The 13,116-nt window shown below is 69.7% G+C and carries 12 protein-coding genes and 1 riboswitch; of the genes, 5 read left to right on the plus strand and 7 right to left on the minus strand.

Annotated features, from left to right (window positions below; translation table 11 throughout):
- Positions 1-69: 69 nt before the first annotated feature.
- Complete coding sequence (locus ACIQZO_RS16635) at positions 70-1,056, plus strand: tetratricopeptide repeat protein (RefSeq protein WP_403626314.1); 987 nt, start codon at positions 70-72, stop codon at positions 1,054-1,056.
- Between the two features lie 82 nt (positions 1,057-1,138).
- The gene (def, locus tag ACIQZO_RS16640) at positions 1,139-1,774 is read left to right on the plus strand and encodes a peptide deformylase (RefSeq protein ID WP_403626317.1); all 636 of its coding nucleotides are present in this window, start codon (positions 1,139-1,141) and stop codon (positions 1,772-1,774) included.
- A 63-nt stretch (positions 1,775-1,837) separates the two neighbouring features.
- Here the strand turns inward: def and ACIQZO_RS16645 are convergent, their stop codons facing one another.
- The gene (locus ACIQZO_RS16645) at positions 1,838-2,803 is read right to left on the minus strand and encodes a helix-turn-helix domain-containing protein (RefSeq protein WP_403626320.1); all 966 of its coding nucleotides are present in this window, start codon (positions 2,801-2,803) and stop codon (positions 1,838-1,840) included.
- Between the two features lie 81 nt (positions 2,804-2,884).
- Between ACIQZO_RS16645 and ACIQZO_RS16650 the strand changes: the two genes are divergently transcribed.
- Positions 2,885-3,097 (plus strand): hypothetical protein, encoded by a 213-nt coding sequence (locus ACIQZO_RS16650; protein ID WP_403626323.1) that lies wholly within the window; start codon positions 2,885-2,887, stop codon positions 3,095-3,097.
- Positions 3,098-3,214: 117 nt separating this feature from the next.
- Here ACIQZO_RS16650 and ACIQZO_RS16655 read toward each other — a convergent pair whose 3' ends face one another.
- The 3 genes from ACIQZO_RS16655 to ACIQZO_RS16665 form a co-directional block, all read right to left on the minus strand.
- Positions 3,215-4,231, minus strand: a complete 1,017-nt coding sequence (locus ACIQZO_RS16655) for a ribonucleotide-diphosphate reductase subunit beta (protein ID WP_403626326.1) — start codon at positions 4,229-4,231, stop codon at positions 3,215-3,217.
- Positions 4,231-6,621 carry a ribonucleoside-diphosphate reductase subunit alpha gene (locus ACIQZO_RS16660; protein WP_403626328.1) on the minus strand — a complete coding sequence of 797 codons (2,391 nt, stop codon included), beginning with the start codon at positions 6,619-6,621 and terminating at the stop codon, positions 4,231-4,233. Before ACIQZO_RS16660 ends, ACIQZO_RS16655 begins: the two co-directional genes overlap by 1 nt.
- 142 nt (positions 6,622-6,763) lie before the next feature.
- Positions 6,764-6,893, minus strand: a riboswitch (cobalamin riboswitch).
- A gap of 44 nt (positions 6,894-6,937) precedes the next feature.
- Positions 6,938-7,435 carry a GNAT family N-acetyltransferase gene (locus ACIQZO_RS16665; protein ID WP_403626331.1) on the minus strand — a complete coding sequence of 166 codons (498 nt, stop codon included), beginning with the start codon at positions 7,433-7,435 and terminating at the stop codon, positions 6,938-6,940.
- Between the two features lie 77 nt (positions 7,436-7,512).
- On the opposite strand from ACIQZO_RS16665, the gene ACIQZO_RS16670 reads away from it, so the two are divergent.
- Entirely contained in the window at positions 7,513-8,097 is a 585-nt protein-coding gene (locus tag ACIQZO_RS16670; protein ID WP_403626334.1) for a Uma2 family endonuclease, read from the plus strand.
- 55 nt (positions 8,098-8,152) lie between these two features.
- Here ACIQZO_RS16670 and ACIQZO_RS16675 read toward each other — a convergent pair whose 3' ends face one another.
- The 3 genes from ACIQZO_RS16675 to ACIQZO_RS16685 all read right to left on the minus strand — a co-directional run bounded on the left by ACIQZO_RS16675 (position 8,153) and on the right by ACIQZO_RS16685 (position 11,525).
- Entirely contained in the window at positions 8,153-8,347 is a 195-nt protein-coding gene (locus tag ACIQZO_RS16675; RefSeq protein ID WP_033218637.1) for a YbdD/YjiX family protein, read from the minus strand.
- Positions 8,347-10,566 (minus strand): carbon starvation CstA family protein, encoded by a 2,220-nt coding sequence (locus ACIQZO_RS16680; RefSeq protein WP_403626337.1) that lies wholly within the window; start codon positions 10,564-10,566, stop codon positions 8,347-8,349. Before ACIQZO_RS16680 ends, ACIQZO_RS16675 begins: the two co-directional genes overlap by 1 nt.
- 194 nt (positions 10,567-10,760) lie before the next feature.
- Positions 10,761-11,525 (minus strand): GntR family transcriptional regulator, encoded by a 765-nt coding sequence (locus ACIQZO_RS16685; protein WP_403626413.1) that lies wholly within the window; start codon positions 11,523-11,525, stop codon positions 10,761-10,763.
- A gap of 289 nt (positions 11,526-11,814) precedes the next feature.
- Here ACIQZO_RS16685 and ACIQZO_RS16690 point away from each other — a divergent pair, with 289 nt between their 5' ends.
- Positions 11,815-13,095 carry an extracellular solute-binding protein gene (locus tag ACIQZO_RS16690; protein WP_403626340.1) on the plus strand — a complete coding sequence of 427 codons (1,281 nt, stop codon included), beginning with the start codon at positions 11,815-11,817 and terminating at the stop codon, positions 13,093-13,095.
- The last annotated feature ends 21 nt before the right edge of the window (positions 13,096-13,116 follow it).

Below are 13,116 nucleotides of genomic sequence, written 5' to 3' on the forward strand. Positions count from 1 at the left end.
AGTGTCCGCAAGGCTGCACCGTTATCCCCCGGCCACCGGCGGGGAGGTGCCCCCAGGCAGGCGGGAATCGTGAGGATCTTCGGGAAGGTACGGCATCGGCCCTCCGCCTCGTGGCGGCAGGCCACCGACCGCGCGTTCACGCTGATCGGCGACGGGCGGTACGAGGACGCGGGCGCGCTCCTGACCAGAGCCGCGGACCTGGAGCCCTGGCTGTCCGAGTCCTGGTTCAATCTGGCGCTCCTGCACAAGTTCCGGCACGACTGGGAGCAGGCGCGGGCCGCCGGGCTGCGCGCCGTGGCCCTGCTGGACCGGGAGACCGGTGCCCCGGACTGGTGGAACGTGGGGATCGCCGCCACCGCGCTGCAGGACTGGCCGCTGGCCCGGCGGGCCTGGCAGGCGTACGGGCTGAAGGTGCCCGGGGACGCCACCGGGGCGGGCGAGCCGGTCGGCATGGAGCTCGGCAGTGCCGCCGTGCGGCTCTCGCCCGAGGGTGAGGCCGAGGTGGTCTGGGGCCGCCGGCTGGACCCGGCCCGGCTGGAGGTCCTGTCGATCCCGCTGCCGTCCTCGGGGCGGCGCTGGGGCGAGGTCGTGCTCCACGACGGCGTCCCGCACGGCGAGCGGGTGACCGCGGCCGGACCCTCGTACCCGGTGTTCGACGAGATCGAGCTGTGGGCGCCCTCGCCCGTGCCCACCTGGGTGGTGCTGCTGGAGGCGGCCACCGAGGCGGACCGCGACGCGCTGGAGCAGCTGGCCTCGGACGCCGGCTTCGCCGCCGAGGACTGGTCCTCGTCGGTGCGGCTGCTGTGCCGGACCTGCTCGGAGAGCGAGATGCAGAGTGACGAGGGCGACGGTGAGCACCTCGATCCGCACGACCACAGCGAGCCGGGGCACCCCGGACCGCTCGGGCACCGTACGGCCGGCTCCGGGTCCCTGTGGGTCCCCGAGCGCGAATGCGGGATCGCGGCACCGGCCGGTCTGGTGCGCGGACTGCTCGACGGCTGGGTCGCGGACAGCCCGGGTACCCGTGAGTGGCGGGATCTCGAAGAAGTCTGCTGACCCGGGGCCGTAGGCTGTACGGGCACATCGGTGGCCATGACGGCCATCGGTGACCGGGACTTACGGAAGGCGTACGGCGGACATGTCGCAGCAGGAGAACGAGGTTGTCGAGAGCGTGAACGACGGGTACGTCGTGGACACCGAGGACGGCGAGGCGCGCGAGCTCGCCCACCGTCAGCGCGGCACGGCCCGTCCGATCACGACGGTCGGCAACCCGGTCCTGCACCGGGAGTGCAAGGACGTCACCGAGTTCGGCGACGAGCTGGCCCAGCTGATCGACGACATGTTCGCGAGCCAGAAGGCCGCCGAGGGCGTGGGCCTGGCCGCGAACCAGATCGGCGTGGACGCGAAGGTCTTCGTCTACGACTGCCCGGACGACGACGGCAAGCGGCACACCGGTGTCGTGGTCAACCCGAAGCTGATCGAGCTGCCGGCCGCCGCGCGCGTGCTGGACGACTCGAACGAGGGCTGCCTGTCGGTCCCGACCGCGTACGCCTCGCTGGCCCGCCCGGACTACGCCGAGGTCGAGGGCCAGGACGCGCAGGGCAACCCGATCAAGGTGCGCGGCACCGGCTACTTCGCCCGCTGCCTCCAGCACGAGACCGACCACCTGTACGGCTACCTCTACATCGACCGCCTCTCGAAGCGGGACCGCAAGGACGCGCTGCGGCAGATGGAAGAGGGCACCCCGCGCTACGAGACCGTCCCCAACGCCTGATCCGACAGGAACGGGCCCGGGCGGGAAACGGCCCGGCCGGCCTGTGGCCCAGGCGCAATCGGTCTAGGCGGCCTGCGGGCCCCGGAAGGCGCGCCGGAACGCGTTCGGCGTGGTGCCCAGGGTCCGCAGGAAGTGGTGGCGCAGGGCGGCCGCGTTGCCGAATCCGCAGCGGCCGGCGATGGCGTCCACCGTCTCGCCGGTCGACTCCAGCAGTTCCTGCGCCAGCAGGACCCGCTGGCGCAGCACCCACTTGTACGGGGTGGTGCCGGTCTCCTGGAGGAAGCGGCGGGCGAAGGTCCGCGGGGACATGTGCGCACGCTCCGCGAGCTGCTCGACGGTGATCTCCTCGTCCAGGTGCCGGGCCATCCACTCGATCACCTCGCCCACGGTGTCGCAGGCCGTGCGCGGCAACGGCCGCTGGATGAACTGGGCCTGACCGCCGTCCCGGTGCGGCGGTACGACCATCCGGCGCGCGATGATGTTGGCCACCTCGGCCCCGTGCTCCTGGCGGACCACGTGCAGGCACGCGTCGATGCCCGAGGCCGTGCCGGCGGCGGTGATCACCGAGCCCTCGTCGACGTAGAGCACGTCCGGGTCGACGACAGCCCGCGGGAAGCGGCGGGCCAGGGCCGCGGCGTGCATCCAGTGCGTGGTGCACTGGCGGCCGTCCAGCAGCCCGGCCGCACCGAGGATGTAGGCCCCGCTGCACACGCTCAGTACCCGCGCACCGCGCTCCACGGCCCGGCGCAGGGCCGCGAGCAGGGGCTCGGGGTAGATGCGCAGGGCGGCGTCCTGGGCGGCGGGCAGGCAGATCAGGTCGGCTTCCTCCAGCCGCTCCGGCCCGTGCGCGGGGGTGATCCCGAAGGCGCCCCCTCCCACGGACAGCGGACCCTCCTCCGCCGCGCACACGGCGAAGTCGCACACCGGAACGCCCATGTCGCTTCGATCGATTCCGAACACCTCGCAGAAGATCCCCAGCTCGAAGGGGGCGACTCCGTCGACGAGGGCCACGGCCACGTTTTTCAGCATGGGAGCAGTGTGGCAGTAATTCGGTCTTCTATGACAGTACTGCCACTGTCGATCATGGGCGATCAGGCGGACAGTAGAGGTATGACCACCTTGGTGAATTACCTCGTCGTCCTCGTCCTCGCCGCCCTCCTGCTCGGGCCCGGCCTCTACGGGATCCTGCGCGACCGGCGCATCGACCGGCAGCTGCGGGCCGTCGCGACCCGGCTGGTGTGGCTCCCCCGCCAACGGTCGGGCGGCCTCCCGCCCACCCCGCGCCGCTCCGGCGGGTGGCACCTGGGCCCGGTCATCCACTGAACCGGGGAACGCGAGAAGCCGGGACACGGACCTTCCCGCATCCCGGCTCCCCGGTGAGGCCCGGAGTTCCCGGAACTCCTGTACCTCGAAAGACCTGAAAGACCAGACCTGAAAGACCTAGAAGTCCTCGTCCAGGTCGACCGTGCCCTCGACCGCGACCTGGTAGGCCGACGGACGGCGCTCGAAGAAGTTCGTCAGCTCCTGCACACCCTGCAGCTCCATGAAGGAGAACGGGTTCTGCGAGCCGTAAACCGGCGGGAACCCGAGACGGACCAGACGCTGGTCCGCGACGCACTCCAGGTACTCGCGCATCGACTCGGTGTTCATGCCCGGCAGGCCCTCACCGCACAGGTCGCGGCCGAACTGCAGCTCCGCCTCCACGGCCTCCTTGAGCATGTCGGTGACCTGCTGCTGAAGAGCGTCGTCGAAGAGCTCCGGCTCCTCCTTGCGGACCGTGTCCACGACCTCGAACGCGAAGTTCATGTGCATGGTCTCGTCGCGGAACACCCAGTTGGTGCCGGTGGCCAGGCCGTGCAGCAGACCGCGCGAGCGGAACCAGTACACGTAGGCGAAGGCGCCGTAGAAGAACAGGCCCTCGATGCACGCGGCGAAGCAGATCAGGTTCAGCAGGAAGCGGCGGCGGTCGGCTGCCGTCTCCAGCCGGTCGATCTTCTCGACCGAGTCCATCCACTTGAAGCAGAACTGCGCCTTCTCGCGGATGGAGGGGATCTCCTCGACCGCGTCGAAGGCGGCCGCCCGGTCGTCCGGGTTGGGCAGGTAGGTGTCGAGCAGCGTCAGATAGAACTGGACGTGCACGGCCTCCTCGAACAGCTGGCGCGACAGGTACAGGCGCGCCTCCGGGGAGTTGATGTGCTTGTAGAGCGTCAGCACCAGGTTGTTCGAGACGATCGAGTCGCCCGTCGCGAAGAACGCGACCAGCCGGCCGATCATGTGCTGCTCGGAGGGCGTCAGCTTCGCCAGGTCGGCGACGTCCGAGTGGAGGTCGACCTCCTCGACGGTCCAGGTGTTCTTGATCGCGTCCCGGTAGCGCTCGTAGAAGTCCGGGTAGCGCATCGGGCGGAGCGTGAGCTCGAAGCCCGGGTCCAAGAGGTTCTTCTGGTCGTTCGAGCTCATTACTGGCAGGCCTCGCAGGACTCGGGGTTCTCAAGGGAGCAGGCCAGCGCCTCGGCGTCGACGACCGCCTGCGGCAGCTCGACGGGGGTGGCCGCCTGCGCGGCGCGGGCGATCTTCGTCGCCGGGCGCGAGCGCAGGTAGTAGGTGGTCTTCAGGCCCTGCTTCCAGGCGTACGCGTACATCGAGCTGAGCTTGCCGATGGTGGGCGTCTCCAGGAACAGGTTCAGCGACTGCGACTGGTCCAGGAACGGGGTACGGGCCGCCGCCATGTCGATCAGGCCGCGCTGCGGGATCTCCCAGGCCGTGCGGTACAGCTCGCGGACCTCGGCCGGGATCCAGCCGAATCCCTGGACCGAGCCGGAGGACTCGCGCAGCGCCTCGCGGGTCTGGGCGTCCCACACGCCGAGCCGCTTGAGCTCGTTCACCAGGTAGCCGTTCACCTGGAGGAACTCACCGCTGAGCGTCTCGCGCTTGAAGAGGTTGGAGACCTGCGGCTCGATGCACTCGTAGACGCCGGCGATCGAGGCGATCGTCGCGGTCGGGGCGATGGCGAGGAGCAGGGAGTTGCGCATGCCGGTTTCGGCGACGCGGGCGCGCAGCGCCTCCCAGCGCTCCGGCCAGTTCAGCTCGACGTCGTAGTGGTCCGGGTGCAGGACACCGCGGGCGGTACGGGTCTGCTCCCAGGCCGGCAGCGGGCCGCTGCGCTCGGCGAGGTCGCACGAGGCCTCGTAGGCGGCCAGCATGATGCGCTCGGAGAGCTTGGTGGACAGGGCCTTCGCCTCGGGGGAGTCGAAGGGCAGCTTCAGCTTGAAGAAGACGTCCTGGAGGCCCATCGCGCCCAGGCCCACCGGCCGCCAGCGGGCGTTGGAGCGGCCGGCCTGCTCGGTCGGGTAGAAGTTGATGTCCACCACGCGGTCGAGGAAGGTGACGGCGGTGCGGACGGTCTCGTCGATCCGCTCCCAGTCGATCTCGGGGCCGTCCGCCGTGTCGATGACGAACGCGCCCAGGTTGACCGATCCGAGGTTGCAGACGGCGGTCTCGCCGTCGTTGGTGACCTCGATGATCTCGGTGCACAGGTTCGAGGAGTGCACGACGGTGCCCGGCTCGGCGGTCTGGTTCGCCGTGCGGTTGGAGGCGTCCTTGAAGGTCATCCAGCCCTGGCCGGTCTGCGCGAGGGTGCGCATCATCCGGCCGTACAGCTCGCGGGCGGGCATGCTCTTGCGGGCCAGGCCGTCCGCCTCGGCCTTGCGGTAGGCGGCGTCGAACGCGTCGCCCCACAGGTCGACCAGCTCGGGCACGTCGGCCGGGGAGAATAGCGACCAGTCGGCGTCGGCGTTCACGCGGCGCATGAACTCGTCCGGCACCCAGTGGGCGAGGTTCAGGTTGTGCGTACGGCGCTGGTCCTCACCGGTGTTGTCGCGGAGCTCCAGGAACTCCTCGATGTCCGCGTGCCAGGTCTCCAGGTAGACGGCGGCGGCGCCCTTGCGGCGGCCGCCCTGGTTCACGGCGGCGACGGAGGCGTCGAGCGTCTTCAGGAACGGCACGATGCCGTTGGAGTGGCCGTTGGTGCCGCGGATCAGCGAACCGCGGGCGCGGATGCGGGAGTACGAGAGGCCGATGCCGCCGGCGTGCTTGGAGAGGCGGGCGACCTGGTGGTAGCGGTCGTAGATCGAGTCGAGCTCGTCCAGCGGGGAGTCCAGCAGGTAGCAGGAGGACATCTGCGGGTGCCGGGTGCCGGAGTTGAAGAGCGTGGGGGAGGACGGCAGGTAGTCCAGGCGGCTCATCAGCCGGTACAGCGAGGCCACTTCCTCGACGGCCTGCACGCTGTCGTCCGCGGCGAGACCGCAGGCCACGCGCAGCATGAAGTACTGCGGGGTCTCGATGACCTGACGGGTGATCGGGTGGCGCAGCAGGTAGCGGCTGTGCAGGGTGCGCAGGCCGAAGAAGCCGAAGCGGTCGTCGGCGCCCTCGGTGAGGGTGAGCTCGACGAGCGAGTCCAGGCGGCTCGCGTGGGTCCGGACGAACTCGGCCGTGCGGTCGGCGATGAGCCCCTCGCGGTGGCCGACCTCGACGGAGGCCGAGAAGGAGGTCGAGCCCTGGCTCGCGGCCTCGTCGCGCACGGCCAGCGTCAGCAGGCGGGCGGCGAGCCGGGAGTAGGCCGGATCCTCGGAGATCAGACCGGCGGCGGCCTCCGTGGCCAGTCCGCGCAGTTCGGCGTCGTCGGCGGCGGAGCTGCGGCCGCGCAGCGCGGAGGCCGCGACCCGGCCGGGGTCGGTGTCGGGGAGGTCCGCCGTCAGTTCGGTGAGGGTACGCAGCAGCGTGGCCCCCGGGCCCTCGGTGTTGTCGCCAGAAGTGGACTCGGCGCGCGGTGCGGAAGGCGCGATGGTCACGGCGGGAGCTCTCCCTCGCTCGGCCCGGTCATCGGCGGAGCGGGGCGCGAGCGGGCGCATGCGGGCGCGACGAGAACGCGTACCCCGCATGGCGTCCACCGGCCCAACCGCGAGGCCCGGACGTGTCGGCACCCGGTTCGGTCGAGCCGGGCGCGCTGTCGGCAGGTCCTCGGACTTGGCGTCCGGTAGCCGGACACTTCATACCGTTGCGGGACAGTTCCGGATTCGCACCGGATTCCCCTGCGGCGACAGCAGGCATGAGCATACATGTGGGGGCGGCCCGTTGCTGCAACCCCCACATGTAGTGTCGGCGTGGCTACAGCTTGAGCCGATACGTGAGGAGTGTCAGGTCTTCGATCGGCGCCCAGTCCCGTTCCGGCGTGCGGACGAAGCCCAGCCGGACGTAGATCCGGTGGGCGCCGGCCATGCTGCGCTGGGTGGAGAGCACGAGGCCCGTGACCCCCTCGATGGCCCGCGCCCGCTCGATGCACGCCCGCACCAGCGCGTCGCCGGCGCCCTGGCCGCGCGCCTCGTGGGCCACCGCGAGCATCCGGAACTCCGCCTCGTCGGGTGCGGCGATGTCGGCGAGCGGACTGCCGGGCGCGGCGAAGGTCACGCCGCCCAGCAGGCGGCCGTCCCGCTCGGCGACGAGCACCTCGCCCCGGGCGGCGCGGCCGGCCACGTCGCGGAGCACGTCCAGGTAGGGGTCCTCCTCGTTGAAGTCCAGATGCCCGTCGGCGAGGTAGGCCCGGGCCGTGATCTCACCCAGATCCGCATAGTCGGCGGGCAGCGCCGTTCTGATCACCATGTCCATGCGGTCGAGTGTGCAGGACGGGTGTCGGCGGGCGCCGCTATCGTCGGAGAAGCACCGTCGAGGAAGGTGAGCGAGGCATGGCCGTGATGACCGATCGCCCCCACATGCTGACCGAGGAGTTCGAGACCCTCGCCCGTATAGGCGCCAGAGAGGTGGAGGGGCTGCGGTTGGAATTCATCGACGGGAAGCTGGGGGTCAAGGCGGTGCCTGATGGAGATCACGACCGAGTCGTGGTGTGGCTGTCCCGCATGTGCATGCAGCACCGGCCCGAGGTCTGGCTCCACGTCGAACGCGGCCTGAAGGTCGAGCAGTACCGTTCGGGTCGGGCCCGCCCGGATGCTTCCCTGGCCCCGGACGGCGCATTCGAAGGGCAGGGGGAGTGGGCCGACCCGGCTCCTGTGCTGATGGTCGTCGAGGTTACGTCGTACGACTCCGACACCGATGAACGCGATCGTAGGGCGAAGCCCCGCGCCTACGCGGCGACCGGCATCCCCGTCTACCTGCTCATCGACCGGGACAACTGCCTGGTACATGTCCACAGCGATCCCGACGGGAAGCTGTACGAGACGGTGCGCACCATCCCCTTCGGTAAGGATGTCGAGCTGCCCGAACCCGTCGGGTTCACCTTCCCGACCGAGCCACTCAAGGACTGGGTGCGCTGAGTCGGTGCGGACGAAGGGCCCCGTCGGATGACCGGCGGGGCCCTTCGGTGACTTCTCAGCAGCAGCGGAAGCCCTCGCGGGGGTCCGCCTCGCGGGCGTCCGTGCGGGCGCGTTCGAAGGCGCGGCGGGTGAGGACCTCCGCGTCCGGGTCGTGGGAGCGGGCGTGGGCCACGTAGCGGTCGTACGCCGCCTCCCCCGAGAACTCCCTTACGTAGAACCGCGCCTTCGCCAGCGCGCTGCGCACGCTCATCAGGCGACCGGCTCCTTGACGTGTCCGCCGCCCGCGTCCGGACCCGCTGCGGCGAGCTCCGCCCGCTCGTCGGCGGTCGCGATCAGGCCGGCCGGTGCGACGATCTTCGACTCGGTCCACGGGGTCTCGGAGAGGGTCGCCGACCCCGGGTCGCGGACGGCCTTGAGGCAGGTCCGGACGGCGTCCGCGAGGACCACGATGATCAGGAGGGCGAACAGCGCGCACAGGACGCCGTCGACCGTGGCGTTGGTGACCACGGTGTGCATGTCGTCCATGTTCTTGGCGGGCGCCAGGACCTTGTCGGCGTCGATTCCGGCCTGGTACTTGTCGCGCTGGGCGAAGAAGCCGACCTTCACGTCCTCGGAGAAGATCTTCTGGTAGCTCGCGGTGAGGGTCACCGTGGCGTCCCAGACCAGCGGAACACCCGTCACCCAGGCCCACTTGAGCCGGCCGGACTTGATCAGCAGCGTGGTGCAGACGGCCAGCGCGACCGCGGCGAGCAGCTGGTTGGCGATGCCGAAGAGCGGGAAGAGCTGGTTGATACCGCCGAGCGGGTCCTTGATGCCGACCCACAGGAAGTAGCCCCAGCCGGCGACGACGATCGCGCTCGCGAACCACACGCCGGGCTTCCAGCTGACGTCCTTGAAGGACTTGTGCACGTTGCCGAGGGTGTCCTGGAGCATGAACCGGCCCACGCGGGTGCCCGCGTCGAGCGTCGTCAGGATGAAGAGCGCCTCGAACATGATCGCGAAGTGGTACCAGAACGCCTTCATGCCGGCGCCGCCGACCACCGCGGAGAAGATCTCCGACATTCCGAGTGCGAAGGTCGGCGCGCCACCCGTGCGGGAGAGCAGGCTGGCTTCCTCGACGTCCTTGGCGGCCTGGGCGAGCGCCTCGGGGGAGATGGCGAAGCCGAAGTTCGTCACCGCCTGCGAGGCGGACTCGACGGTGGTGCCGATGACCCCGCCGGGGGAGTTGACGGCGAAGAAGAGGCCGGGCTCGATGATGCAGGCCGCGATGATCGCCATGACGGCGACGAAGGACTCGGTCAGCATCGCGCCGTAGCCGATCATGCGGACCTGGGTCTCCTTCTGGATCATCTTCGGGGTGGTTCCCGAGGAGACCAGGGCGTGGAAGCCGGAGAGCGCGCCGCAGGCGATGGTGATGAAGACGAAGGGGAACATCGACCCGGCGAAGACCGGTCCGTCGCCGCTCGCCGCGAAGTCGGTGACCGAGGGCATCTTCAGGGTGGGCATCGCGATGACCACGCCGAGCGCGAGGAGCGCGATGGTGCCGACCTTCATGAAGGTGGAGAGGTAGTCGCGGGGCGCGAGCAGCATCCACACCGGCAGCACCGATGCCAGGAAGCCGTACACGACCATCCAGATGACCAGCGTCTCCTTCTCCAGGGTGAAGGTGCCCGCGAAGGAGGACTCGGCGACCCAGCCGCCCGCGACGATGGCGAGCAGCAGCAGGGCGACGCCGATGACGGAGACCTCGGTGACCCGGCCCGGCCGCAGCACGCGCAGGTAGAAGCCCATGAAGACGGCGATCGGGATCGTCATGCCGATGGAGAAGACGCCCCAGGGCGAGTGGGCCAGGGCGTTGACGATGACCAGGGCCAGCACCGCCAGCAGGATGATCATGATGGCGAACACGGCGACCAGGGCGGCGGCCCCGCCGACGGGGCCGATCTCGTCCCGGGCCATCTGGCCGAGCGAACGCCCGTCGCGGCGGGTGGAGAAGAACAGGGTGACCATGTCCTGGACGGCCCCGGCGAAGATGACGCCCGCGACGATCCAGATGGTGCCCGGCAGATAGCCCATCTGCGCGGCGAGCACGGGTCCGACGAGCGGGCCGGCGCCGGCGACGGCGGCGAAGTGGTGGCCGAAGAGCACCCGGCGGTCGGTGGGATGGAAGTCGACACCGTTGTCAAGGCGTTCTGCGGGGGTGGCCCGGGTGGCGTCCACCTTCAGTACGCGGTCCGCGATGAAGCGCGCGTAGAAGCGGTAGGCGATCGCGTACGAGCCCAGTGCGGCGGCGAGCAGCCAGGCCGCGGAGATCTCCTCGCCGCGCGAGAGTGCGAGCACACTCCAGCCGATGGCGCCGACGAGTCCGACGAGCACCCACACGGCGATGGACTTGGGAGAGGGCGAGCCGGGCGTGGTGCCCGGACTCGCCGTATCCCGTTCTGTCCCTGTTGCTTCCGGTTCAGGCATGACCTCGTCCCCTCGTCGATCATCTGCGTAAGCGCAGGGAATCTACGGGGGATTGCCCGGTGAGCGTAAGCCCCCGTCCGCAATCCGGTATGTGAAGGAATCCGGTAGGCGGGGTCCGGGAGGCGGGGCCGGGCGGGGTCGGGCGCACGAGGTCAGGCGCGCATGGTCAGGCGCGCATGGTCGGACGCACGTGGTCAGACGGCGGGACGCTTGAGCCTCGCGACGAACTTGTACCGGTCGCCGCGGTACACCGACCGCACCCACTCCACCGGTTCGCCGTCGGCGTCCAGGGAGTGCCGGGAGAGCATCAGCATCGGCAGCCCGACGTCGGTGCCGAGCAGGCCGGCCTCGCGCGGGCTGGCCAGAGAGGTCTCGATGGTCTCTTCGGCCTCGGCCAGGTGCACGTCGTACACCTCGGCCAGAGCGGTGTAGAGGGAGGTGTACTTGGCGAGCGACCGGCGCAGCGCGGGAAAGCGCTTGGCCGACAGGTGCGTGGTCTCGATGGCCATCGGCTCACCGCTCGCCAGGCGCAGCCGCTCGATGCGCAGTACCCGTCCACCGGTGGTGATTTTGAGCAGTCCGGCGAGGGTGTCGTCGGCCGTCACGTAGCCGATGTCGAGGAGCTGGGACGTCGGTTCCAGCCCCTGCGCCCGCATGTCCTCCGTGTAAGAGGTCAGTTGCAGGGCCTGGGAGACCTTGGGCTTGGCGACGAAGGTGCCTTTGCCCTGGATTCGTTCCAGTCGCCCTTCTACGACCAGTTCCTGGAGGGCCTGCCGGACGGTGGTCCGCGAGGTGTCGAACTCGGCCGCGAGCGTGCGCTCCGGCGGCACCGGGGTGCCGGGCGGCAAGGTCTCGGTCATGTCGAGCAAGTGCCGCTTGAGTCGGTAGTACTTGGGCACGCGCGCCGTGCGAGTGGCTGCCCCGCCCTCCGGCTCCGTGGTCGCCCCTTCGGTGGCCATCGCCGCCCGCCTTCCCGACTCCAGTTTCGCTGCCGTCACCGGCTCCTCCGATATGTGCGGTCACATCGTGACACGTAAGGGGGGACAGGCCTTCTCTCTCCCCAGGTGTCGGTCCGATAACGGACCGGGCACCCGCTCATTAGACCCTTGACACCCCTAAAGGTCTAGGCCAAGCTCCAGCTACTGGTCTAAACCAATATGGATCAGATCCCAACCCCACGGCAGTACTTCGCGTATGTCACCGCGGCGGGCAAGGGAAGTGCAGGCAGGCATCCCTGAGGAGGGTGGCGTGAAGCGCAAGCTCATCGCGGCGGTTGGAGTCGCGGGCATGGTTATCGGCCTCGCGGCGTGCGGTGATTCCGACAGCAAGGGCGGCGACAAGGCCTCCGAGGCCAAGGAGCTCACCGTCTGGCTGACGGTCGACGCGCAGAAGAACTGGCCGGAGCTCGTGAAGGCGGCCGACGATGCGATCGTCGCCAAGCACCCGGGTCTCACGATCAAGCACGAGTACTACGGCTGGCCGGACAAGAACGCCAAGCTGGACGCCGTGCTCGCCACGGACAAGGCCCCGGACGTTGTCGAGATGGGCAACTCCGAGATGATCGGCTACATGTCGACCGGCGCCTTCGCCGAGGTCGACCCGTCGAAGTTCGAGAACTCCGGCGCCTGGCTGGACGCCCTCAAGGAGTCCGTGACCTACGACGGCAAGACCTACGGCGTCCCCTACTACGCCGGTGGCCGCGTCGGCACCTGGCGCAAGGACATCGCCGCCGAGGCCGGCGTCACCGCCGCGCCGAAGACCTGGGCCGAGTACACCGCCGCACTCGACAAGATCCAGGCCGCGAAGGGCGACAAGTTCAGCGCGCTCTACCAGCCCTCCCCGGACTGGTACGCCGCGATGTCCTTCGTCTACGAAGCGGGCGGCAGCATCGCCAAGAAGGACGGCGACAAGTGGAAGGGCAACCTGTCCTCCCCCGAGTCGCTGAAGGGGCTGAAGCAGTACAAGGAGCTCCTCGACAAGTACATGCACGCCGACAAGACCAAGGACGAGTCCGACCGTCCGGTCGTCTTCGGCCAGGGCAACTCCGCGGCGATCTTCGCCGCCGCCTGGGAGGGCGCCACCGCGGCCACCCCGGAGAACGACAAGGTCGGCGGCCTGAAGGACAAGCTGGAGAACTTCGTCCAGCCCGGTCCGAGCGGCAAGAACCTCCCGGTCTTCCTGGGCGGTTCGGACCTGGCCGTCCCGGCCAAGTCCAAGGCCAAGGACATCGCCGCCGAGTGGATCAACGTCTTCACCGGCGCCCAGGGCCAGAAGGGCCTGATCGAGAAGGGCAACCTGCCCAACAACAAGACGGACCTCGGCCCGCTGAAGGCGGACCCGAAGACGCAGGTCGCGGCCACCGCCGCCGAGTCCTCCTGGTTCGTCCCGACGGCGTCCGGCTGGGGCCAGATCGAGAAGGCCAAGCTCCTCCAGACCACGCTGCGCGACATCGGCACCGGCAACAAGTCGGTCGAGGAAGCGGCGAAGGCCGCCGACGCCGAGATCGACAAGGTCATCAACACCAAGTGACCTGAGTGGGCAGGGCCCCGC

The organism is Streptomyces sp. NPDC097617, from assembly GCF_044761485.1.
GTDB lineage: Bacteria > Actinomycetota > Actinomycetes > Streptomycetales > Streptomycetaceae > Streptomyces.